This is a genomic window from Longibacter salinarum (assembly GCF_002554795.1).
In the GTDB taxonomy this organism is placed as follows: Bacteria; Bacteroidota; Rhodothermia; order Rhodothermales; family Salinibacteraceae; genus Longibacter; species Longibacter salinarum.
On the sequence record NZ_PDEQ01000005.1, the window covers coordinates 198101 to 222944 of the forward strand.

Annotated in this window: 18 protein-coding genes; 1 reads left to right on the top strand and 17 read right to left on the bottom strand. The window is 60.3% G+C overall.

Annotation, left to right across the window (positions count from 1 at the left end; genetic code table 11):
* Positions 1-20: 20 nt before the first annotated feature.
* From CRI94_RS10910 to CRI94_RS10925, 3 genes are all read right to left on the bottom strand, one after another.
* Positions 21-1025: a ribose-phosphate diphosphokinase gene (locus tag CRI94_RS10910; protein WP_098075741.1), complete on the bottom strand. Its 1005-nt coding sequence runs from the start codon at positions 1023-1025 to the stop codon at positions 21-23.
* Between the two features lie 579 nt (positions 1026-1604).
* The gene (locus tag CRI94_RS10920) at positions 1605-4490 is read right to left on the bottom strand and encodes a serine/threonine-protein kinase (RefSeq protein WP_098075743.1); all 2886 of its coding nucleotides are present in this window, start codon (positions 4488-4490) and stop codon (positions 1605-1607) included.
* A gap of 59 nt (positions 4491-4549) precedes the next feature.
* Positions 4550-5173 carry a sigma-70 family RNA polymerase sigma factor gene (locus CRI94_RS10925; protein ID WP_179862262.1) on the bottom strand — a complete coding sequence of 208 codons (624 nt, stop codon included), beginning with the start codon at positions 5171-5173 and terminating at the stop codon, positions 4550-4552.
* Positions 5174-5771: 598 nt separating this feature from the next.
* On the opposite strand from CRI94_RS10925, the gene CRI94_RS10930 reads away from it, so the two are divergent.
* Positions 5772-6380: a hypothetical protein gene (locus tag CRI94_RS10930; protein WP_098075745.1), complete on the top strand. Its 609-nt coding sequence runs from the start codon at positions 5772-5774 to the stop codon at positions 6378-6380.
* 88 nt (positions 6381-6468) lie between these two features.
* Here the strand turns inward: CRI94_RS10930 and CRI94_RS10935 are convergent, their stop codons facing one another.
* The 14 genes from CRI94_RS10935 to CRI94_RS11000 form a co-directional block, all read right to left on the bottom strand.
* Positions 6469-7701, bottom strand: coding sequence for a T9SS type A sorting domain-containing protein (locus CRI94_RS10935; protein WP_179862263.1), 1233 nt, complete (start codon positions 7699-7701; stop codon positions 6469-6471).
* A 61-nt stretch (positions 7702-7762) separates the two neighbouring features.
* Entirely contained in the window at positions 7763-9412 is a 1650-nt protein-coding gene (locus CRI94_RS10940; protein WP_098075747.1) for a hypothetical protein, read from the bottom strand.
* 52 nt (positions 9413-9464) lie between these two features.
* Positions 9465-10784, bottom strand: a complete 1320-nt coding sequence (locus tag CRI94_RS10945) for a tail fiber domain-containing protein (RefSeq protein WP_179862264.1) — start codon at positions 10782-10784, stop codon at positions 9465-9467.
* A 609-nt stretch (positions 10785-11393) separates the two neighbouring features.
* Positions 11394-12002 (bottom strand): Holliday junction branch migration protein RuvA, encoded by a 609-nt coding sequence (ruvA, locus tag CRI94_RS10950; protein ID WP_098075749.1) that lies wholly within the window; start codon positions 12000-12002, stop codon positions 11394-11396.
* 251 nt (positions 12003-12253) lie between these two features.
* On the bottom strand, positions 12254-13993 hold the full coding sequence (locus tag CRI94_RS10955) for an NADH-quinone oxidoreductase subunit G (RefSeq protein WP_098075750.1): 1740 nt from the start codon (positions 13991-13993) through the stop codon (positions 12254-12256).
* 208 nt (positions 13994-14201) lie between these two features.
* A complete protein-coding gene (locus CRI94_RS10960; protein WP_098075751.1) occupies positions 14202-14708 on the bottom strand; it encodes a DUF4920 domain-containing protein in 507 nt (168 codons plus the stop codon).
* An 89-nt stretch (positions 14709-14797) separates the two neighbouring features.
* Complete coding sequence (gene nuoF, locus CRI94_RS10965) at positions 14798-16162, bottom strand: NADH-quinone oxidoreductase subunit NuoF (RefSeq protein ID WP_098075752.1); 1365 nt, start codon at positions 16160-16162, stop codon at positions 14798-14800.
* Positions 16163-16236: 74 nt separating this feature from the next.
* Positions 16237-16695: a hypothetical protein gene (locus CRI94_RS10970; protein ID WP_143815373.1), complete on the bottom strand. Its 459-nt coding sequence runs from the start codon at positions 16693-16695 to the stop codon at positions 16237-16239.
* A 37-nt stretch (positions 16696-16732) separates the two neighbouring features.
* Positions 16733-17410: an NADH-quinone oxidoreductase subunit NuoE family protein gene (locus tag CRI94_RS10975; RefSeq protein ID WP_098075754.1), complete on the bottom strand. Its 678-nt coding sequence runs from the start codon at positions 17408-17410 to the stop codon at positions 16733-16735.
* Positions 17411-17498: 88 nt separating this feature from the next.
* Positions 17499-18845 (bottom strand): NADH dehydrogenase (quinone) subunit D, encoded by a 1347-nt coding sequence (nuoD, locus tag CRI94_RS10980; protein WP_098075755.1) that lies wholly within the window; start codon positions 18843-18845, stop codon positions 17499-17501.
* Between the two features lie 64 nt (positions 18846-18909).
* A complete protein-coding gene (locus CRI94_RS10985) occupies positions 18910-19632 on the bottom strand; it encodes an NADH-quinone oxidoreductase subunit C (RefSeq protein WP_098075756.1) in 723 nt (240 codons plus the stop codon).
* Positions 19633-19692: 60 nt separating this feature from the next.
* Positions 19693-20340: an NADH-quinone oxidoreductase subunit B gene (locus CRI94_RS10990; protein ID WP_098075968.1), complete on the bottom strand. Its 648-nt coding sequence runs from the start codon at positions 20338-20340 to the stop codon at positions 19693-19695.
* A gap of 346 nt (positions 20341-20686) precedes the next feature.
* A complete protein-coding gene (locus CRI94_RS10995) occupies positions 20687-21061 on the bottom strand; it encodes an NADH-quinone oxidoreductase subunit A (protein WP_098075970.1) in 375 nt (124 codons plus the stop codon).
* A 626-nt stretch (positions 21062-21687) separates the two neighbouring features.
* Positions 21688-24651 carry a TonB-dependent receptor gene (locus tag CRI94_RS11000; RefSeq protein WP_179862265.1) on the bottom strand — a complete coding sequence of 988 codons (2964 nt, stop codon included), beginning with the start codon at positions 24649-24651 and terminating at the stop codon, positions 21688-21690.
* Positions 24652-24844: the final 193 nt, after the last annotated feature.

Consider the following 24844-nt stretch of genomic DNA (forward strand, 5'->3'; position numbering starts at 1 on the left):
GATCAGCTCCCTCTTGCACGTCACGTAGACGTGGGCTCTTCTTCGATCGTATTGAGCGCTGCGACCGAACCTCCCGTATGGATCGCTGCGATCGCCCGCGCTACCCGTCCCGATGCATCGCACACCTCGAGCTTGGCGTGAGCTTTTGTGCCTTCCAGACGAAACGGTGGGATCGTGTTGGTCACGAAGGTGCGACTCAACAGATCAGTGCCGATATTTTTCGCCGCGTTCCCGACGAAGACGCCGTGCGTCGCGACCGCATAGATCTCCTCCGCTCCCTCTCTCGCACAGGCCTCCGTCGCGCGGTGAATGGTTGTCCCCGTGCTGATCAGGTCATCCACGATGACCGCCACACGTCCGTCCACGTCGCCGACCAGACTTCCGCCCGTCAGCCGATTGTCCTGGCGAACTTTTTCTACGAATGCAACCGTCACCGCACGATCACCCCGCACACGCAGGGCCTTTGCAAAACGGTGAGCCCGCTTTACTCCGCCCTCATCCGGTGAAATCACGACAACCCCTCGTTCCCCAACCTCCCGAAGCACATGGTCGACGAGCAACGGACGAGCCTCCAGGTGATCGGTACGGACGCGGAAGGCATTCTGAAAGGCAGCTAGATTGTGGACATCCATCGCCAGCACCCGGTCGACCCCGACCGCTTCGACCATCGCCGCCAAATAACGGGTCGTGACGGGATCACGTGGCTTCGACTTTCGGTCTTTTCGCTGATAGCTGAGATACGGGAGCACCGCCGTCACGCGTGCCGCGGCCGCATCGCGCAGAGCCCCGCAGAAAAAAGCAAGCCGACAGAGCTTGTCATTCACGCTCAACTCGGGCGCGTCGTACATGGACTGCACGACATACACGTCTTTATCACGCACATTCGTGAGCGGACGCGTCGCGTGCTCTCCGTCGTCAAAATTATCTTCTGCGTGGTCTGAAAGCTCGGTGCCAAGGGACGTAGCAACCGAGCGACCGAATGCACGGGTTTCACTGAGGGCAAACAGGCAGAGGTCGTCCGTCATCAGTAACGTTTGAAAGCAAAATGAGGGCGAAGCACGCACGTCCACAGTGTACAACCCGCCGCGGTAATACTGAATCCAAATGATCGTGTCCGGATTCCGTGCCTCGGATGTAGGGTCGATTCGATCGAAAAAGGGGAAGAGACGCAGGAATCAACGTCTTCTGACACTTTCACAACCTGTTTGGCGGATGGATCGCGAAAACGTGAGCGCCGTCTTTTATGGTGATTCGCAGGCCTGAAACGGGGAGCCTTTCACAATGACGTAGTCGACCCGGCTCGCGAGATCAACCAAGCCTCGTATTGCAAACGGAGCGAGGACCGACCGGCGGGAGGTCCGTACTGTTGGATCGCCGAAGGCTGTCCGCCAAACAGGTTCTCACGTCTGCGAAACGCTTCCACAGATGATCTTGACCCCGACATTGTCATTTGGATTTGGTGTAAGTGTCGATCAGGCTTCACTGAAGACGATGATTCTCGTTCCGCAATCGCCTCGCATTGTCGGCGGACGATCGAATCGCGAATCGCCGAGCAGCGGTTTCGGAACCGGGATTGAGCGACGCAAGACACCTCAGGGTACGCGTTATGCGTCGGCCTCGGCACGCATGTTTACGGCTTGAAGTGCCTTTTGCGTTGCCTCTGTCGCCACACTGCTCGCGCCGCGAATTTCTTGAAGTGATGTGTGAGCCTCCTGCAAGAGTCGGTGCGCGTGCTCAAGCGAATCGCGTTCCAGAGCAATTTCACCGCGGATCCTCTGGAGCACATATCGACGCCAGTGCTCCTGGGCAGGGAGATCTTTGGCGTACAAGCGCGCACGACCTGCAATAGAAGCGGCACGATCGAGATCCCCGACGGCCGTAGCAATGTCTGCCCGAAGGAGACGCCCCCGAAAGAGTTCGACCTCCGACGTGTCGTCCTCTGTGCGGAAGTGACCTAGAGCCACCGTGGCTAGGGAATCAGCATCCTCATGACGCCCTTGCTCCAGCCGTAGTCGCCCCATCCGAAGAAGGACATCTCCACAGTCCGCGTTCGGCTTCTGGTTCAGAGACCGAAAGGCGTCTCTACTTTGCGTCAGGACACCTTCTGCATCACTCAGACGGCCGAGATGCAAAAGGGTGGATCCATACTCTGCCTGCAGACGGGCTATTCTTTGGTCTGGGGCATCGTGAACGACCTGCATCATCTCCAACGCTTCCGCAAACCGTCTACGGGCCCGGGCGAGGTCGCCTTGTTGATGCGCGTTCACCGCCAGATTGTGCAGTATGAGAGCGGTCTGAGGATGTGGGCCATCTCTTGTTTGTTTCTCCATGTCGAGCGCACGCAAAAGCAGCGAATCCGCCGATTTATATTCGAACTGATTCGTGTACAGGCTACCCAGGTTGCTCATCCATCGAGCTCGCCTCGGATGATCTCGGCCGTACAGCGCGGTTCCCTCATCCAGAAGCCGAATGTACAGGCTTTCTGCCGCAGGATAGGCTCCTCGCTTGGCTTGCAGGATCGCAAGGTTGTTCAGGTTTGCGATCCGCCCCGGATGTGGACCGTCTGTGAGTGAATCGACGAGATGGAAAGACCGGCGCTGCACGGGCAGGGCCTCGTCAATTTTTCCCTGTGTCTTGAGAAGTGCAGCCAGATTAAAAAGAAGCTCCGCGGTCAAGATATTCGCTGTGTCCTGCCGGCTCCGATGCGCGCGGAGAGCCGTTCGAAGGCGCTGCTCGGCTGCCGGGGTATCTCCCAGCTTCCGGAGAATGAATCCGTGAAACATGAGTGCCTGAACGACGGTCGAGTCCGATCGCCCGCGGACGGCACGACGACCGGCTACGACGCGCTCCATCAACGTATCGGCCGCCTCGTATCGACCCTGATCGCGTTCGAGCAGACCGAGTGCCGACATACTCTTGAGTGTGGCCGGGTGGTCGTCGCCCCGCAGACGGGTCCGAAGCCGGACAGACGTCTGTAAAAGGGCTCGAGCCTTCTCAAATTCGCCAAGGCGACGGTAGGTCTGCCCGAGAACGTGCGCCATCTGACCTTTTACGGACGGGTCATCCAGCGTCTCAAGCCTCTTTTGTCCCCGCTCGAGGAGCATACGAACGGACACCGTATCACCGGGTGCCAGATTGGGGTCGGCTGCTTCAAAAAGCCGCACGAGAAAGGCAGATACCTGCTCCGCTTTCTCCGCCTGGCGCTGGGCTGCATTCCGTTCCTGAACGATGACACTGGCAAAGGCGAGGGCGAGACAGATGACCGCCACACCCGTTGCCACGCCCCATCGATTTCGCCGAACGAACTTTCGCGTTCGATATCCCCATGTTGCCGGGCGGGCTTCAATCGGTTCCGCGTCTTGATAACGCTGCAGGTCGCGCCGCATTGCATCTGGAGAGGCATAACGGCGGTCAGGTTCCTTCCGTAGCGCCTTCAGAACGATGGTGTCGAGGTCCCCTTTGAGGCGATGGGCATCGCCTCCTGTCGCTGCTCCCCGCGACGAGGGTGCCTCCGGAGGCGTCTCCAGAATCTCTTTGTCAACCTGACCCCGGCTTTTGTCTCCTTGACCGAACGGCGGAGTACCCGTAAAGAGCTCGTAGGCGAGCACGCCGAGCTGGTAGGTATCGGTGGCAGTTGAGATCTCACGTTCCGTGATTTGCTCTGGCGCCGCATAGGCCGGCGTCATCAGGGCGCGCCCGGTCTGCGTCACAGGTCGCGTTACCGGCAGGTCGCCACCGAGAATTTTGGCGATTCCGAAGTCCAGTAGCTTGACGCGTGGCCCCGTCTCCGTCTCGGTCACGAGCACGTTCGACGGCTTCAGGTCACGGTGAACAATCAGGTTCTGGTGAGCTGCGTAGACAGCAGTGATGACTTGCGTGAGCAAGTCTACCCGCTCGCTCATTGTTAACGCGTTGTCATCCGCATAATCGGTGATGGGCGTACCGTCGACAAACTCCATCACGAGGTATGGACGACCGTCTTCGGTCACCCCTCCATCGATGAGGCCAGCGATGTGCGGATGATCGAGGCTGGCGAGGACCTGTCGCTCCGTCCGGAAGCGCGTCTCCGTATCAGGGGAGACGATGCGCCGGCGAAGGAGCTTTACAGCAACGGGACGCTCGAACGCGCCGTCCGCTCGCTCGGCACGATAGACGACGCCCATTCCACCGGCGCCGATCTCCTCAAGAAGTCGGTAGCGTCCGACGACGGGTTGATTCTCCGCCACCGTTCGTGCACCCAAGCCGACGAATGGAAAAAGGCCTTGTCGGTGGGCGTCGTCGCCCGGTTGGGATGTACCCAGCCAGGCGGCCGCCCCTGCCTCCTCGTCGATTTTCCCATCTCGGAGTGCGTAGTAGAGGCTTTCCACCTCGGACCGGAGTGCCGGCTCCCCCGAGCAGCGACTATCCAGCCATCCCCCTACATCATCCGGGGCCGCATCCAGAAGGTCATTCAGAATCTCCTTCGCACGCTCCCACTGCGTTTCGGTCATTGGATCGGTACGGTGAGACTGGTTACAGCAAACAGACGAACACAGGTTTAGATGCGGAATCAGCCGTGTCTGGTGGCGCTTCCCGAGTTAGCGTCTCGTGACGTTGGTTTACCGCTTGCATGTGCGTCCATCTCTCGGTTCAGCCACGCACGTGCGGTGCGCCAGTCACGATTGACCGTGGACGACGACACACCAAGAACATCGGCGGTCTCTGCGATCGTGTAGCCGCCGAAGAAACGGCACTCGACCACCTTCGCCATCCGCTCATCCTGCTCTGCAAGACGGTTGAGGAGATCATCAACAAGTACGACATCCTCCGGCCCAAGGTCGTCCCGCAGTGTTGCCTGCTCCAGATCGATGCGCGTACGGCTGCCGCCCCGTTTGTCGGCTGTCCGACGCCGGGCGACATCCACCAAAACTTGCCGCATGGCGCGCGCCGCCACGGCATAAAAATGCTGGCGATCCTTCCACTCGACCGCATGATGATCGACGAGCTTCTCGTACGCCTCGTGCACCAGTTCGGTGGTCTGAAACGGGTGATCGTGTCGCTCGCCGTGAAGCTGATTATGCGCGATCCGTCGGAGCTGATCGTACACAGCCTTCATGAGATCATCCAGAGCATCCACGTCGCCACCACCAAGTAGTTGAAGAAGCTCGGTGACATCACGGGATTTATCGCTCATAGAACACCTTGATATGCGCTGTAGACCGTGGACGAATGGACGGGAAGACATCGGTAATTGACAGGTCTTCACCGCTTTCAGCCCCCGCACCGTCCTGCTTAAAGGAGTCATGCGCCGACTGGAGACCTTCATAACGACCTCGTCCAATGGAGAGTCGATGTCTACAAACACCTCGTTACTCCTTCGTACATCAACCTCCCACTACGGCTTCTCGGTATGTTCACAAACCGAGTGGGAGAAGCGATCGCTTTTTCGCGCATTAACCAGAGGCATGTCGCGGTCTACGAACCTGCTTGACAAAGCGCGACCGTGCCGAGGAATGGCCTTTGACCAAGGACGTGATATTCTGCCTCTGGCTTTTGTGATCCGTACGCCCAACAGGAGGCGAAGGCCGTACAGCCTGGACCGATGGATCGGTCATCTCTCACGGAATTATGGATTCGACATCAGATTCCTGTACGTTTAAACTCGACACGCAAGGCACGGGCTGACAACCGATCGACGGCTGCCGCTGCAAAAGCGGTACAGACCACGGGAATCAAGCGACCCGCCTGGTCCCTACCACAGCACGCTTCCCTCACTTCCCCTCTTCCCCTACATGTTCAACCTTACGTCTTCTGTAGCGGTCCGACGCGGCCTCGTACGCGTTGTATGCATCTTGCTTTTTGCTGCCGCCCTCGCCCCCGCGCAAGATGCGTTGGGACAGCGAAGCGAGCGGGCCCTCACCCGGCACGATGTGCGCGACTACATTCGCCTCCGTATCGATATCCATCAGAAGCAGGAGGAGATGAAGGCTAACGCTGATCAATACGACGGCGTGATCCACGCGTTCTTTCAGTGGCAGTCCGAATTTCTTCAGGAGCGAGGCCGCACGCGCAAGAGCTTCGAAGCGCTCGAAGAACGAATCATGCGTGCCGAAACAGCCCTAGAGATGGTTGCCGACTCCGCTGAATACCAGGCCGAACGCGAGCGAGACCTGAAAAGCATCGAGATGTCGAAGCACATGACCGAGTCCGAGAAGGAAGAGATGCGCGCTCAGATGGCACGCATGGACTCGATCCGTCAGGCCCGGCACATCGATCCTACGCGCCGAGACTGGCCGGCGGTGCGCCCGTACGTTGAGGCCCTCGCCCACATGACCGACTACATTGCGCTCAATCGCCCCGACCCGCCCAACCTCGACAACTTCCCTCCGGCGCGTCAATAGTTTCGCCGCTGTCGGCTTTTGCGGGGACGACTTTTTAGACGGTTCGACGGCCCCGCGTCCAGGCTCTCGAACAAAGACGCGTCCGCGGTCAGCGCACGACCGTCAGTTTGGTGGTCTTCACATCGCCGCCGCTCTTGAGCCGCAGGAAGTAGACGCCGCTTGCGAGGTCAGACACGGTGAGCGTGCGCTTGTGCCTGCCGGCTTCGACTCCCGAAGCGACAGAGGCGACGCGGCGTCCGAGCACGTCGTACAGGTCGAGACGGGCCTCTTCGGCCTGCTCCGGGATAGCAAACTCGACGGTGGCGCGCGTCCGGGCCGGATTGGGATAGGTGCCCAGCAGCCGTGCCTCGTTCACCGCTGATCGGTCGATCACAATCGGATCAGACACACTCTTCGAACCGTCAACGTCGATCTGCTGAAGGCGATATGCCACGGAGTCTGCTGCGAACGGAAACGTCGCATCCTCGAAGCGATAGGCCTGCGCCTCCGTCGTGGTGCCGCCGGACGCACGGCTTTCCACAAAGCCTACCTCTCGCCAGGGCCCCATGCCGTCCGATTGCCGCTGGACCCGAAAGCCCGCGTTTCCGGACTCCGACAGGGTGCGCCAGGTCAGACGAACCCCGTCTCCATCGCGCACGCCAGAGAAGTCGGCGAGTTCGACGGGAAGCGGGCTCGACGCACCACCGAGCGTCCACCGGCTGAAGGTGGTAATCCCCGAGAGGGTGACCGTGTTGTCCCCCGTCGATGCCGTACTACGGGAGTCCGCACCTTCCGGCGTCCAGGATGCTCCGCTATCGGTCGACCGAAAGAGCTCCAGGTCCGGCTCTGCGAGGCCATTCAGCTCCGCATCGTGGTAGGTAAACGCGAGCGTCGCATCGAGTCCGCTGCCGCCCTGTGTCGAAGAGACGTCGTAATACCGGCGGATCGACGTGTTGCCGTTCGAGGCGGTTTGCACGGCGTGACCGCGCGTGATGGTGACGTCCCCAAGATCTGTAGAGGCTGTGAGGATCGCTCCCAGGCCCGCGGGATTCGCCGACGCAGGGTTCGAGAGGTCGCGTGTTGCAATGAGGATCCCACCTGCGACGCGGCCCGCGGAGACTTCATTCAGACGAGCCGTCGCGTTGACCCCACCGAGATCCATTTCACCTCCTTCCAGGTCAAGGACAGCACCGTTCTGAACCTGCAGGGTCGCACCACTTTCGACGTTCAGGGTCTGAGCGGTGGCTGGCCGTATGTGAAAGAGACCGAGCGCCAGAATCGTGAGCGCCGTAGAGAGCGTCAGCGACAAGACGGAAGAGACGTGTCGACGCAAAAATTCCATAAGAGCGTTGGGAATGAAAATACAAAAGCTGTTGGACATCGAGATGAGCAGACCGGGCAAATCAGGAGCGGGCCTGGGGAACACGTTCGGTTCGGCGCGACAGGAGGAGACCGCCGATGCCACCAACCGCGCAGGCCAGAAGCATCGCAACGCCCCACGGTCCCATCATTCCAGCTAGGTCCGGCGTCGGCGCCTCGACCTGTTCTTCCAAGGCGTTGAGGCGCTGTTGAATGGCGGCGTTCTCCGCTTTGAGCGCGTCGAGCTGTGACTGCTTCTTCTGAAGTTTGGTCTGGAATCGTCGCTCAAGAGCTGTTTCGTGCCCCATGCCTACAGCGGCCACCACGGTACCGGTACCCTCCGTGGCTTTCTTCGCCCACGCTCGGCCGGCCACGGGACCGTGTTCGTCCATCCGGTATGCTTCCGGCGCGACGGCACGGGCCGTTCCGTCTGCTTGACCGCTGGCAACAAGGAGATCTCCCACGGAGACCGTACCTCGCACCTTCACGGGGACCTGTCCGATGAAGGCCACCGGAACGCGATCGCCGCTGGCGTCCGGCTTGACATTCCCCGTCATCGCCGCCTGGTCGCTCACGATCATGAGTCGGTCTGCACCGTTCGTGTTGAGCTTGACCTGACCGCCGCGAACAGCCACCAGATCTCCAGCTTCAGGACGGGACGCACCTGTGGCGACGGGCAGTTCCTCCGCGAAGTCAGCGCCAGCAGAGGTATAGTTGACACCGCCAGACCCATTGCCCTCGACTGTGCCGACCGTCGTGCCCGACCCGTCGTAGAAGCTAACGTAGGTGACGCCGCTCCCCGGATTCTGCGGTCCCGCCTGCAGACCGAGGACGTCGGGTTTGGAGCCGCTGCTCGTGTTCTCGAAGAGCACCATGTTGGCCTTGGGGCTGTCACCAACGCCCGCGTTGCCCTTATCCTTCGCGACGTAGAGGCGAAGATCTTCCGGATCGGAGGGGCCGACCGCGAGATCGCCATCCCTCTTCAGGACCATAGCATCAGCGCGGCTACCGGAGGATCCGTTACCAGCCACGAGTAAGCTGGCATCGCTTGACGTGTTGGCACTGTTGTATGAACCGATCGAGACAGAGTGATCGGAGGTCGCGATCGTCGACACGCCCATTGCTACGGCAAATTGGCCACTGGCCTCCGTTTCTCTACCAGACGAGAGAGATGCAGTACCACTCGCAGTCGCACGATCTCCCACCGCAAACGCGCCGTACGCGCCGCTTGCCGTCGCATAATTTCCCATTGCAATGGAGCCAAACACGCCGCTGGCGGTCGACGCATTACCGATGGCGAACGCGTGGGACGCACTGGCCGTCGCATGCTGCCCTATTGCGGTGGAAGCAAAGGCGCTAGCCTCGGTGTCGTATCCGACCGCGAAGGAGTGATGCCCAACATTTGATGCATTCCATTCAGAACCGCCGGGATCGGTTATTTCTCCTGCACGGAATGCAGCTTTTGCCGGATACCACATCAGGCGGGTTCCGGCCCCTTCTGCCGGAATCGAATCATTCTCGGTCCCGTCGTCAACGTACGTGCCCGGAATGTAAAACCCTCCGTCAGCGTTGAGCTGGAGACGAGTATCTCCGTTACCGTTTTCAATGGTCGTTGTCGGGGTCTGCCCATAGGCCACGCTCGTCAGAAGCAGCGAAAATGCGAACAGTAGAGTCGCGCGTATAATCGTGCGCATAGTATGGAAGGAGGTGGAAGAAGATTTGCACGCGAAAGACGGAGAGACGGATTTACAGACGGCGTCGCACGAACAATCCTGCACCGAGCAGGCCGACGACGAGGACAGCCAGTAGACCTGTACCAGATTTGGTCAGGCCGGCGAGAAACGAATGACCTGTTTCAGACTCAAGGCGCGCCATCCGTTCTTTCAGATGAGCGAGTTCTTGCTGTTCTTTCTCGACGCGCTGAAGCCGCTGTTCCAGCGAGTCGATGGTTGACTGCTGCTCCTGCATGCCTTTTATGAGGACAGCTGTCAGCTTCGAATACGAAAGAGAGAGATGATCGTCTTCCTTGCCGCTGACAAGTGCAGGAAACTCTTTCTGTACGTCCTGCGCGATCAGACCGATCTGGTCACCGGCGGGATGCGTCGACTGATTTTTAAACTGAAAGCGAACGGGACGAAGCCGCGATAGCTTCTGCAGCGCGCCGTCGCCGAGTGGCTGAATCGACGATTTGAGGCGGCGATCCGAGCTTTCGGTGAGCGAACCACTGATCGTCATATCGCCACTTGGATACAGCACCAGTGCGTCCGACGGCGTGCCCGGAGTGCCGTTTCCGGCCACGAACAGTGGACCCGTGAACGGGTCCGAGTCATCATTTCCCCGGTTTTTGTCGTTACTCGCGCCGATTGTGAGTGAGTTCGCCGTCGCGGCGGTCGTTCGAAGTCCCACTGCTGTCGCAGCGAAGGCCGTGGCACGTGAAAAGTTGCCCATAGCTACCGCCGCCTCAGCCGTTGCCCTCGTTTCTCGGTTCATCGCCACGGAATAGTCACCGCTGGCCGTCGCGAAGCTACCCATCGCTATGGCAGCCTCTCCGCTCGCGCTCGTGATTTCACTTTCGCTCTGACCGGGCCCACCGATCGCAACGGAGTGTTCGCCCGTTGCTTCGGTTCTGTTGCCCGCGGCCATCGAGGCGATGCCACTTGCCTTCGTGTTCACCCCGAACGCAGCAGAATAGTCTCCGACATTGGGCGGATCCCAAAACACATTGTAGTCCGGAGCAATGAGGGGATCGATGTCGAACACCCGTCCGGCTCGAACGGCGGCCTTCGCCGGGTACCACATCAGCCGCGTCCCCTGGCCCGTGGTGGGAATCGAGTCCGCCGGCGTCGCTGACCCAAATGCTCCGGGGACAAGCAAACCTCCGTCAACATTCACCTGCAGACGGGTATCCCCGTTGTCATTCTGGATCGTGGTCACAGGGGATGGACTCTGCGCCTGTGCGGGCACCGAGCAAAGAAGAACGATTGCTAGAACGGCGAGCAGCGGACCGCAAATGGGCCCATCGGTGAGCAGACGACGAGAAGGCAGACGGGTCCCGAGGGAGGTCATAATTGGCAGGCGGAGCAATTCGAAGGAGGTAACGGAGCGGCACCGAAGCGGAACGAGCACGAGCACCATGCCTCACGTAGAGGCTCGCGTTCCACCTGGGTAGCGCCGGGGGCTAGATCGAAGGAGAGCCCTGATCTAGCAAGTACTCCTCCAATGGGTAATGCGTAGCGCCAATCAAACCTCTCCCACTACAAATGTAACGGATCCGTTATCCCATTTTTATCCTTCCTCGTCTTCCATAGAGCCACTCTCGTTATGCACCTCTGCTGTCAGGCAGCCTGCCTTCTCAGAATCTTTGGTGCAGGCAATCACACAGCTCCTTCGGGAAGCTGTGTGCACGCTCGTGACTCGACGCACAGGCTATCAACGACGATTGTCCGTAGGTCTTGCTTACGGATGGACGTTCTTCTTCCTCAGCACGGATGACGGCAAGCGCCTTTGGTGATCAAGCGACCTGGCTCGACAGAGAGAAGAGATGCTAGACTTATCCGAATCTAATCTACTCAGAGCCGTCTTGCTCAGAGTCAGTCGCGAGGCCACAGAAAAGCGCCGAGCTCAAGGTTGAACTCGGCGCGGCGGGAACGACTCTAAATGTGCTGTGGTGCGGTCTCAACTGTTCTTGGCACTGAGCGCCTTCCGCACCAGCGCATCCGCGGACTGCACGCCCGGATCGTCGCGAAGTGCCTTGCGGATCGCGCGCTCGGCGTCCGCGCGGCTGAAGCCTAGCTCACGGAGCGCCTCTAATGCATCGGCCCGAGCGCTCGCGCGGGCTTCCGATCCCCCCGTCAGCGGAGCGCTGCCGTCGAACACATCGAGGTCCTCGAACCGGTCGCGCAGCTCAACGATTAGGCGATCCGCGGTCTTGCGGCCCACACCCGAGATTTCGGTGAGCCGGCTGGAGTCGCCTTCGACCACGTGATCCCGCAGCTCGGTCGGCGTCATCGCGGACAGGGCCGACAATGCGAGTTTCGGCCCAACGCGGGAGACCCCCAGCATCGTCTCGAACACGGCTTTCTCCGCGGTCGAACTGAACCCGTACAGCGCCTCCGCATCCTCGCGCAGGTAGTGGTACGTGTGCAGCTTCACGTCCTCGCCTTTCTTGGGAAGAGAGTCGTACGTCGACGTCGGAATCTGGACTTCATACCCCAGACCATTCACATCGATAATGACGGACTCCGGACTCTTCTCAACGAGGGTGCCAGATACGTAGGCGATCATGTAGGAAAAGGGGCGTGCGGGGAAATGAAGGTGCGTGTGCGTCAGGGTAGGTCGCGCAGTCACGTACGGACAGACGCCGGAAGCGTTGCCGGTAAAGGATCAGGCGCGTTCAGCATGCTGCGAGTGAAGCCGGGACAGAGAACCGTACGAAAAAAGCGCCTGCTGCCGCGAGGGCAACAGGCGCCTGAATTCCGCAGTGCGTCCTGCTCAAAACGACCATTTCGCACTTCGACTTTCGACCTTCCAATTTGCTACGCCGTTTGTCCGGCTTCGACGTCTTCCAACTGGAGGCCCTGAAGCCCCATTGCGTCGTACGTCGCTCCTTCGAAGGCGGGATTCGTGGACTGCAGTTCGTCCATGATCTGCTTCGGCCCCTTCTCGTAGTCCATCTCGGATCCGAGGCGGCGAGCAATCTCCGGGAGGCTCTCCCAGCCGGGCTTGCAATTCACCCGATTGCTCTCATTGTGCCAGCGGTCGAACGGCGTGCCGTGTTCATCTTCGCGGCTCTTGCCCATCTCGAGCATCAGCGTCCGGTTGACGCCCTGGATTTCCTTCGCCGGGCGCACGCGCTGAGCGCGACCATTCTGGTTGATGTAGGTGCCAACCGTTTCGACAACCATGGCCGCCGGGATCGCTACGTTCGTTGCCGGCAGCGTCTCGTTCGTCGTGTTGTAGTAATGGAGGATGACGTCGACATCCGCAAGCTCGTCGACCGAGCAGAGCCCCGAGCCGACGAGATCATCTTCGAGAACATAGACCGCATCGTACTCGCCATTCGCCAGTTGCGTGCCGAGCAGCTCCGTATCGACAGCCGTCATTCCGAGGCGTTCACAACCCTGAGCGTTTGGCGTCTTGTCATCCGTGATGAGCCAGTCGTCGCCGGCGCCTTTTTCGACGTGCGGAATATACTGCGGCGTATCGACGCCGAGCGCCTCCGCGAGCTGAACCAGCAGATAGTTGTCCTCGACTGTGGCGTTGGCCGAGCCAAGCAACAGCGTGCGCTCCGGATCGGCTTGGCCGAGCATGGCCGCTGCGCGTGCGTAGGCCTGTTGCCAGGACACCGACTGTAGCTCGCCCTCCTGACGCACTTCCGGCCCTTCGGGACGATCCTCGTTGAAGCGATCGTAGATGAGGCGGTCTTCATCCGGCAGCCAGTACTCGTTGACGTTCAGGTTCTGGCGAGGCGTAATGCGCAGCACCAGGTTGTCGCGGACCCAGTAGTGGCAGTTGGCACCCGTCGCGTTCGTCGTCACAATGGACGGCGTCGAACTCATCTCCCAAATCCGCGCCTTAAAGCGGAAATCCGTCGCGGTAAGCGCGCCGACCGGGCAGATATCGATCGTGTTCATCGAGTACGGATCGTCGAACTCTTCGCCCGGAGCCGTAACCGGGTAGTTCTTGACGCCGCGCTGGTTGATCGTCAGCTGGCAAGAGCCCGAGACCTCTTCGGTAAAGCGCGTGCAGCGCGTGCAGTTGATGCAACGCTCCGCATCGAGCGTGACGCGCGGACCGAGCTTGACGCGCTTGGGCTTGTGGACCTTGCGGAATTCAAAGCGCGACCCTTCGGGGCCGTACTTGTACGCCTGAATCTGCAGCGGACAGTGCCCGGCCTGGTCGCAGATGGGGCAATCGAGCGGGTGGTTGATCAGGAGAAACTCGAGCGTGTCCTTTTGCGCCTCCTCGACCTCCTCGTTGCTCCGCTGGGTCTTGACGACCATCCCGTCCTGCACATCAACCGTGCAGCTGGCCTGCATCTTGGGGAAGAACTGGATGACCGGCTCCCCGTTTTCGTCTGTTTCGACCTCTCCCGTGGAGCGGTCTTTCTTCGGCATGCCAACCTTCACCAGGCACTGGCGGCAGTTGGCCGGGATCGACATCGCCGGGTGGTAGCAGAAGTGCGGCAACTCGATGCCCTGGTCCAGACAGAACTGGAGCAGCTTGTGCTCCCCTTCATACTCGTACGTCGTTCCGTCGATGGTTACGGTAGGCATAGTCGGTCCAGTCGGTTCGTTGTGCCGGGACAATGCCCCAGCCGGGGTCGATAATGTGGGATACGGTAACGTACGGCAGAGACGGGTTAACGCTCCACCATTTCGTTACGGATTCAAAGGATGTTCCGTTTTTCCAGGCGTTGCAACTGCCGGTTCCGTCTCGCACCGTGCGTTCCGTTCGGAACGAAAAGCAGTGCGAATGCGCGGGCTAACGATCAGTTAAGGCGATACCTCGGGCGGCGATCTGAACCTCAACGCTGTCGGGGCGCGGCGCACCGTCGGCCTCGTAATGATCGCGTTCCCGTTCGGGGAGTGTGTGAACACGCACTGTGCCCTTCACGACCGCGGTACCCGTCGCCTCGGTCGGAAGTGTGAACGCGTATCCGCCGCTATCACGGTGCGGGACAAACACACGAACCGGCGGCTTATCGCCAGCATCCATGGCCATCCAGCACCCTTTCTTCTGACATACCTGTGCGATACGGCCCCGCGTGGTCACGGACTCACCGTCGTACGCGGTGGGTCGTTCTGCGATGCTCGCAACATCCACCGCCGCATCCGGGTCAACGCTCTCACCGAACGTTTTGTCCACAGGGATCGGCCCCGGGTCGTCCGGATCCGTCGCCTCCGGTTCACTCCGGCAGCCAGCAAGCACCAGTAATACCGACACCGTCAGGATCGTAGCATACAGGCCAGAGGCAACACGAAGCTTCATCAGCGAATACCGGTCGAGTGGAATTGTCGGTCGAGTCTCTCGTGCATCGCTGTGATAGAACAGCACGTAGAGTCCGCTATCAACGTCAGTTACGCTTCGGTCGCGGGTGCAGCACTTTCCGTTCCGGACGACACATCCGCGCTGACCGGGTGAACGGACGCTTTGCACTTCGCTTCAAACTCTTCGCGGAAGCGCTTGAGCGTGTATTGCACCGGCCACGCGGCGGCATCAGCGAAGGCGCAGATCGTCCGGCCTTCCATCTGCCCGCAGAGATCGAGCAGCAGGTCGAGGTCGCGCATCTGCCCTTCGCCCTCATCGATCCGCGTCACGATATTCTCCAGCCAGCCCGTTCCTTCACGGCACGGCGTGCACTGCCCGCAGCTCTCGTGCGAGTAGAAATGGGTCACACGGCGCAGGTAGGACACCATGTCGGTATCCTCGTCGAGCACGAGCATGCCAGCCGTACCCATCATCGATCCGGCTTCTCGAAGGCTCTCAGCGTCCATCGTCACGCCGTCGCACTGATCCGCGCGAAGGGGCGGCGTCGAGCTTCCGCCCGGGACCAGAGCCTTGAACTTCTTGCCGTTGCGCATCCCGCCGCAGACCTCATCGATGAGGTCGGAGATCAGCATGCCGGTCGGGTATTCGTAGACGCCCGGCCGGTTGACGTGACCACTGATACCGTACAGCACCGGTCCCGGGTGCTTCTCCGCACCGGTGTTGGCGAACCAGTCCGCGCCCTTCTCGATGATGAGCGGGACGCAGGCGAGCGTTTCGACGTTGTTGATCGTCGTCGGCTTGCTCCACGCGCCAACCTGTGCGGGGAACGGGGGCTTGTAGCGAGGATAGCCACGCTTGCCTTCGAGCGAGTTCAGCAGGCTGGTCTCCTCGCCGCAGATGTACGCACCGGCGCCCTTGTGGATGACGATGTCCATGGAGAAGTCTGTCCCCATGATGTTGTCGCCAACCAGGTTCTGGTCGTAGAGCTTCTCCAGTTCCTTCTCCATGTGCTGGATCCAGTCGGCGTACTCGCCGCGGACGTACACGTAGCAGGCGTCGATCGACATGGCGTACCCCGCAATCAGGATGCCCTCAAACATGAGGTGCGGGTTGTACTCCATGAGCTGCCGGTCCTTGAACGTGCCCGGCTCGCTCTCGTCCGCATTACAGGCGAGGTAGCGGGGGCGATCGTCGGGCTCCGGCATAAAGCTCCACTTCATGCCCGTGGAGAAGCCGGCGCCACCGCGACCGCGGAGACCGGATTCCTTGACCGCATTGGTGACATCGCCCGGCTCGATCGCTTTCTCCTCAAGAACCTTGCGGAGACGGTCGTAGCCGCCCTCGTTTTTGTAGACCTCCAGCTTGTGCAGGTCACGGACTGGGGGCAGGAGGACGCGTTCGTAATTGCGCCAGTCCCCGGCTTTTGATTGCGGACTCCCGTTGGTGGCTTCCATGGATCAGAGGTTGAGTCTCGGGTGGGGAATGTCGGTAAAGGTCGGAAGGTCGGTGTGGCCGTCGTCCCGCTAGGTCAGGCTGCGGTGTCCGCAGTGTCGGCCGGGGTGGAATTAGGGGGCGCTGGCAGGTCGGCGAGGACGCTGTAGCAGAGTCGCTTCTTGCGCCAGTCGATGTACACGTAGGCGGCAATGGCCATGTGAACCGCGGCAATAGCACAGGCCGCTGCAATCACGCCGATGAGTTCGATCGGTTCGAGGTTGTTTACGCGGCGAAAGAACTCGTAGAGCCCTGCGGTCGGGAGCACGACGGACATCACCGTCATGATGATGCCGAGCGCGTACACGTACGTCTTGCTGTCCTCCAGCGACCGGAAGCGTCTCTTAGCGTAGGGTACGTCGCCCCCACGAAGTCGGTCGGCCGTGTCTTCATCCGCCCCCAGCGCATCGACCAATCTCACGCGTGCTGATGCGCAGTCGTCGAGGTCAGGTGCACCCGAAGGATCGGAGAATGCGCCAGCGTCAGATGCGTCCATGAGCATACCGGATCAGGTACGGCGACGGCGTCGGTGTCTACTTGATCGCTTCCGAGCGCGGCTGCGTCTTGTACGTCTCCGTCGTCTCAGCATCGGAACGGCGGTTGCCGCCCATCTCGTCTTCGTCCTGCGGCAGGGTTACAGACGTAAACTTCGGCATCTCGCCTTTCTTCAGTTTGTCCACCAGTTCGTCCACCTTTTCCTTCGTGAGGTTGTGGACGTACGGGCCGTTCGTGACCTGCATCATCGGGGCGGAACCGCAGCAGCCGAGGCATTCGACCTCCTGCAGCGTGAACATGCCGTCGTCGGTCGTTTCGCCGGCGTGGATGTCCAGTTTCTCCTCCAGGTAGTGGAGAATGTCGTAGCCACCGGTAAACTGGCAGGTGAAGCACGTGCAGACGTCAAGGACGAATTTGCCCTGCTCCTCCTTGTAGTACTGCGTGTAGAACGTGGCAACGCCGAATGCCTTCGAGAACGGCATGTCGAGCGTGTCCGCGCAGAGCTGGATCACCTCCGGCGGGAGGAAACCAAACTTCTCCTGCGCGATCCAGAGAACCCGCATAATCGCCGCGTCCGGCTCCGGGTACTGGGCCTTGTAGCGATCGATCTGCTCTTTCTCCTCATCCGTCCAGACGAGCTCGTCTTCAGAAAAGACGGGATCTGGATTCTGGTCCGGAAGCTCGACGACCGGCCGCTGAATGTCGAATTGACTCATGTTGTACGCGCGAAGGTTGGGAAGAACGAATGTGTGAACGTGTGAACGTGAAGGCCCTCCACTCCTTCAGACACTCACACATGCGGACTTATTTGTCGGCTTCGCCCATCACGGGGTCAATCGAGCCGATAATGACGACGGTATCTGCGACGAGGGAGCCCTCCATAATGTACTCCATGCCCTGCAGGTTGGTAAACGAGGGCGCATTGATCCGTACGCGGAAGGGGCGGCCGGTGCCGTCGCTCGTCAGGTAAAAGCCGAGTTCGCCTTTCGGACTCTCGACCGCGTGGTACGCGTTGGCCCCCTTCGGCGCCTGCGTGCCCACATCGGTGTACATGAAGTCGTGAATCATGCCTTCCATCGAGTAATAAACCTCGTCCTTCGATGGATACGCCTGCTTGGCGTCGTCGGCGCGGACCGGGCCCTCCGGCATCCGGTCGAGGCACTGCTCGATGATTCGAATGCTCTGCTCCATCTCCTCCAGGCGGAGGAAGTACCGGGCGAGGCAATCGCCTTCCTCGCGGATCGGGATGGTGAAGTCGACTTCGTCGTACTTGAGGTACGGCTCGAAGCGGCGAATGTCGTACTCAACGCCGGAGCCGCGCAGGTTCGGCCCGGTCATACCAAGCTCGATGGCCTCCTCCTTCGTGATCCGGCCGACGTCCTTATTCCGCTCGATCCAGATGCGGTTTCGGTTCAGGAATTTCTGCCAGCGGGCGAGCTCCTCCTTGAAGCTGTCGCAGAAGGCGCGGATAAGCTCGAACGAACGCGGCGTCAAATCCGACGCCACCCCGCCAATGCGAGAGTGGCTGACGGTAAACCGTGCACCGGCAACCTCGTCAAAGATCGAGTAGATGTCCTCCCGCTGCTGGAAGGTCCAGAGGAAGCCGGACACCGCGCCCGCGTCCATCAGACCCACACCGAGCCAGAGGCAGTGCGACGAGATTCGCGCCAGCTCGCACATGATCATGCGAATCCATTCGGCGCGCTCCGGGATTTCGATGCCCGCGAGTTTCTCCACCGCCAGGCACCAGGCGACGTTGTTGGAGTAGGGCGACAGGTAGTCCATGCGGTCGGTGTACGGCATGAACTCCTGATACGTCTTCGACTCGGCCAGCTTCTCGATCCCGCGGTGCAGGTAGCCGATGTCGAGGACCGCCTTCTCGATGGTTTCGCCGTCGAGCTTGACGACGCAGCGGAGCACACCGTGGGTGGCCGGGTGCTGCGGTCCCATGTTGAGGATCATCTCGTGCTCGAGCGGATCGACCTCCGACCATTCGGTCGCGGCCATCCCACCGTCACCCTCCGCCGCGCGTTTTTCCTCGATCCACGCGTGCTTGGCGTCGAGGCGCTCGTAGATCTTCTCGTTATGCTTCGGCCAGAAGCGGAACTTGTCGCCGAAGTCGAGACCGGGAAATTGAGGGGCCGTGGCCATGGGGAGTTGCTATTGGCGTGTGGTGCGTTTCAACGCTCAGACGGTAGCGCGTCTCGAACGTTCGTTATTCGTTATCCGTGTCGTCGGCGTAGTCCGACTTCGGCTCCAGGTAACTTTTCGTGGGCTTCGAGCCGTGTGCTGCGGCGAAGGGGTCCATCGTGAGCTCGCCCTCCGGCGTCTGCGGTGGAAGCGGAAGCGAACCCGGAACGCCGAGAAGCGGAAATTCCTTGCGGAGTGGGTGATACTCGAAGTCCTCCGGCATGTACATGCGCCGCAGGTCCGGATGCCCGTCGAATTTGATGCCGAGCATGTCGTAGGCTTCGCGCTCGTTCCAGTTCGCGGCGCGGTACACCTGCGTGACGCTCGGCACGCTCAGATCGTCCTCCTCGATGCGGATCTTGACACGAATTCGTTTGCCACGCTCCAGCGAGACGAGGTTGTAGAACATCTCGTAGCGCTCGTCCTCGGTGAAGCGGTCGATGCCGCCACAATCGGAGAAGTAGTTAAACCCCAGATCGTCGCGGAGGAACTGGCAGACCTCGCGTATTTTCTCCTTCTCAACGAAGACCGTGTCTTCGCCCGCGTAGGTTTCCACGTTCCAGACGACATCGCCAAACTCGTCGACGAGGGCCTTGATGACGTCCGGGATCCGGGTTGCCCCCTTGGCATGTGGATTCGACTCCGAGTCGTCGGCCCGGGCCTCATCCATCGGGGTGTAGTAGAACTTCAGCGCTTCGTGCTCGCGCTTCTCTTGTTTCGGCTGTGCGTTGCGTTCGTCGTCGCGCATGAACGGGTGCGGGCGCGAATGGAAAATGGTGCGAAAGGGGGCAGCGTCGGATCCGCTGTGCTACGCCTTCATCGGCGCCGTTTTCGACTTGCGGGTCGCGTCGTCGGCTTTGGCACCGGGCGCTTCTACGATGAAATTCGGCGTCTTCGGCTTCTCAAGCTGACCGGGGAACTTGCTGCTGTTCTCGTGCACGATCGGTGCGCGCTCGACCAGCGGGCCGTCGGTGTAATCCTGCAGCACCGAGTACTCGTTACGGATTTTCTCCTGGATGTCCATTAGTGCGTGCAGGACGGCTTCCGGCCGCGGCGGACATCCGGGGATGTAGACATCGACCGGCAGGAAGTTGTCGATACCCTGAACGACGCCGTAGCAGCGGTGCATCCCGCCCGTCGACGCGCAGGCTCCCATCGCGATGCACCACTTCGGATCCGGCATCTGGTCCCAGACGCGGCGGATCGCGTGGCTCATTTTGTAGGAGCACCAGCCGGCGACGATCATCAGGTCGGCCTGACGGGGAGAGAACCGCATGGCCTCACTCCCGAAGCGTGCCGCATCGTACTTCGGTCCGGCAAACGCCATCATCTCGATCGCGCAACAGGCCAACCCCATAGGCATCGGCATCAGCGAGTTGGAGCGCGCCCAGTTGAGAACCGCATCGACGCGTGTGGTGAAAAAGCCCTCACCACCGGACGGAGTCATTCCAGCCATGATAATATCTGCATTGGTGTAAATATCGGCGCCTGCTTGTACGACACCGCATGACCCGAAGATGCATGAGCAGGTCGAATTCGGGGCAACCGTGCGATGCGTTCGGTTCCCGGCGGACGGGCCGGGTGCGGCGATGAAAATCTCGGCGTGGGGGGTGAAAGCGAAGGGGGCGCCGTTGGAAAACGAGGGGATCCGTTGCGCCAGACCGCTTCCGGCCCTGAGCACTGCTGGTATGGTCAGTGCCGTTTCCCTGTTTCAGCCAAGAGTGAAACGAGATCGGCCATTACACGGCCTATTCACGGACTGCTGCCGATCCGGGCGGCCGTAAGACGCGCCGGCCTTCCGCCTACTGCTCGAAGTCCAGCCCACCTTTCTTGATATCGTAGACGAGCCCGATCGCGAGGATGGCCGCAAAGATCGTAACGACAATCATCACGCCGAGGGCTGCTCCACCTGCGATGAAGTCGTGGAAACTCACCGCCCACGGATACATGAAGACGACCTCGACGTCAAAGACGATAAAAATCATTGCGACGAGGTAAAACTTCACGGAGTACCGTTCGCGGGCACTGCCGATCGGATCCATCCCACTCTCATACGGCGACTGCTTGATGCGATTGGGACGCTTCGGCCCCACGAGCTCGGCCGCCTTCAGCAGTGTGAGGGCGAGGCCGGTGGCAATCGCAATGGTGATGTACAGCGGGATGAAATCTCCAAACATGACTCGGAGCGGGCAGAAAACCAGGAAGGTCCATCGGATAATCGCACCCATCGTGCGCCCCGCCCAGTCAGGCAGGATCGGAGCAGGCGTTCCGTGACGCAAGGATGCGATAGGCAGGTATGCATGGTACGCATCTGCTTCCACGGGTGCAAAAGCCGCACCTCTCTGCATTCCGAAGAGCACATGAAATGGGAGTCTGGCAATGCGAAGGGCTAAGTGCGAAAAGGAGAATGTGAATGGTCGATTGTGGATTGAGGATAGTGAATTGGACCGATCTTTCGGGCGTGATGCAGTCCTCCGCCTCCGGAGTCTTGATTGTTTGTCGTCGGTGGTTCGTGGTCTATGGGATTGGCTTCTAAGCGCGCAGATACGTTTGAACGTTTGCCACCCGATCGTGCCTCCACCAGATCGCCGTAACTCTCAATCCCTAATCCGCAATCCCAAATACGTAATCCTCAATCCTTAATCCGTAACCCCTAACCCAAAATCCCCAATCCTTAATTCGCAATCCCCAACGTCTCAACGAATCAACGTTCTAACGTTGTAACGCAAAAATGCCAGGCCCGACCGGGGCACCCCCGACCGGACCTGGCAATCCCTTCGCACTTCAAATTTCGCACTTCGCACTAGAAGCTGTATTGCATCCGGCCGAAGACGGCCAGGCCGAGCTCCGGTGCACCGGCGAATTCTCTGTGCTCATTGTTGAGGATATTCTTGCCTGTGACGTCGACGCGCAGACCCGGGATCGACTGCACCTTGTAGCCCATGCGGGCGTCGAGCAGGAAATACGAGTCCACGGACCCGACGTACGGTCCGGTTTCCACCGGGAAGCCTTCGACGTAGTTACCGGTCATCCCAAACGAGAAGCCGTTGTCGAAGCGGTAATCGAACCCGCTCTTGAATTTGAACGCCGGAGCATTGAGCGCGAGGCTCAACGACGTGTTGGTCTCGTCGAGCTCTTCGTTGTCGAAGAAGTCATCGCTCAGGAACGACGTGTTCGCGAAAATGGCGAACGCATCCGTTGCCTGCAGTGTCACGGAGATATCGGTACCGTAGTACGACACCTCACCGAAGTTGCGGTAGCTGAGGAAGCCACCCACCTCATTGCCCGCACCGCCGCCGGGAAGGACTTCCTGATCCGGTTGGATGATGCCGGTCGGCGTGTCACCCAAACCATTTCCAACGACCCCACCCAGAAGGTCGGCAACGTCCCCGGGAGCAAGGCCACTATTCGCCAAATCGTTTAGTAGGCTTTGCACCGTACCATCGCTCGTCGTGCCAAAAATCTCATCCAGTTCGCCGGCAACATCAGCCGTCAGTCCCTGTGCCTGCAGGTACGCGAGCGGGCTTTCGATCACCAGCGGACCGACGAAGTCTTTTTTCGTCTCGTAGTACCCGTCGATCTGCACGATGAGTCGATCAGAGACAATACCCTTGTAGCCGACCTCAAAGGTCTGCGTCGTCGTCTGTTCAATCGGAGCGATATCAACCGGCCCATCGACGACCGAGTAGCCCTGTGCACTGGCATCCGGAATTCCAAACACTACGGCCTCGCCGTTTTCGTTCACCGTGCGACCGCCGAAGAAGCCAAGTCGGTTGGGCTCCTGGGCCATGTAGCCGAAGAGCGATCCGAGAAGACCAATTTGCTGTGACGTCAGACCCGCACCGGATAGCTGTTGCTGCACTCCCTGTGTAAACTGCCCCGTCTGCGGATTCAGGGATCCCTGCGCAACTGCAGCATAATACGGCAGGAGAGGCAGATTATTCACGTCCAGATTCAGCCCGAAGAATCCCTGAACTGGAAACGAGTACTTGATCTCATTCGACTGGCGGAAATTGTCGAACGTGTACCCGTCTGCCGCGCCGAGCCCCCGGAAAACAAGGTCAAACCCACCGGGCAGCGGCTGCCGCTGTGCTTCTACGTCGAGGAAAAGCGAGTTGGTACCGGGCGAGGAAAACGAACGGTTGTAGCTTCCTCGCAACGTGTTCGTCGGCGTCGCCTTGTAGACCAGCGCGACACGCGGCGACAGTTGCACCTCCTCCACCACGTTGTTGTAATCGGCGCGAGCGGCGAGCGTGAGTGCAAATTTCTCGCTCAGATCCGTCGTCGTCTGCGTATATGCGCCGTACTCCTGAATCAGATCGTCGTCTTCGTTTCGCCCGACGATCTGACTGTTCGTTCGCGGCACCGTGATGTCACTGTCGGCACCAATAATAACCTGCGTGCTGATCGATGAGGCGCTGAAGTCATACTGAATCTGGTTGTTATACTGCACGCTCTGGTCGCGCACCAGGTTGCCGCCACCGTACACGTAGGTGTCGGGGCCGCCGTCGTTGACGTTGATGTACGACTGCGCGAAGAGCCCGCCCGACTGTACGCGCAACTGGCCATAGTAGTAGCCGAATCCTTCCGCCTGCAGCGTACCGATCCCGGACTGCACAGCACCCGTCAGTTCGGCGTAGCCACCATTGAGCGAGATCGTCGTATTGTCGCCCGGCTGGTACTGCAGCAGGCCGTTCACATTGACCTTGCTGTAGATGTCCTCGCGACGGAGCCGGGCTGCGTCTGCCTGACCGTCGCCATCCGTATCGATGCGATCGAAGCTGCGCCCCTCGAGTGCCGGATCATCCAGGTCCTGGTACACGCGGTAGCGGGAAATCTCGAGCGAGTCTGGGCGATCGTTGATGTCAAGCTCCCAGTCCTCGGCGCGGGCGTACTGCCCCGTGACCTTATAGCCCCAGTTATCGCTGAACGTACCGGCGTGGCGGAACTGCCCCCCGAAGAACTGACGCGACCCACCCGATACCGCGACGGTCGTGCCGGGATAGTTGAACGGGTCCTTCGTGAAGTAGTGAATCACGCCGCTGTCGACGCCTGGTCCGTACAGCGCTGACCCCGGTCCGCGCACGACCTCCACGCGCTCGACGTCGACCGTCATATTGGGCATGATGCTGTGCACGTTCACGCCGAGCGAGGGAACCGACGCCTGCCGATAGTCGGTCAGCACGAACGCGGAGCCGCTGAACGCCTCGTTGAATCCACGAAGCACCACCTCGCGCCGGTCGATGCCGGTCTGCGCCATGTCGACACCTGGCGTGGCGCGGAGCACTTCCACCGACGAGGTCGACACCGTCGCCTCGATCTCATCCGGCTGCAGCACCGAAATAGAGGCCGGCGCATCCAGTATCTTCTCCTGACGACGCGACGCCGAGACGACGACCTGATCCAGGCTGGCCGTCTGAATCTTGAGCGCCACAGCGAGCTCGGCCATCTCGCCCTCTTCGACTGTCACCGGCAGCTCCTGCGACTGGTAGCCCACGAAACGAAACTCCACCAGGTACCGACCGGGATCGATACCGGAGATCGAGTAGGTGCCATCGGGATTGGTGGCGGTGCCGCGGACGATGTCGGGCGAACCTTCTGCTCGAACGGCAATGTTGGCGCCAACCAGCGGCGATCGGTCGTCGGCGTCACGAACCATGCCCTCGATTCCGGTTTGCTGGGCATAAGCGATGTCAGGGGCACCGGCCATCCAGAGGAGCAGCACCAACGCTGCGAGCCACGGGGGGACGAAGGGGGTCAAACTCACGCGTGCGTTCATGTTTGCTAGTATCGAGGGGTCAATCAACGAATCCGGATTGTGGAGAAAAGCGCTTCCTGCTGACGTTTCGATTCGGAAATATCGCTACAGGAAACGGGCAGACGTGGGTATGTAGGGAAGCGAATGAAATGCGTAATTCACCATGCGACCGCACGACACAATCTTAGTGACGGCGACAACT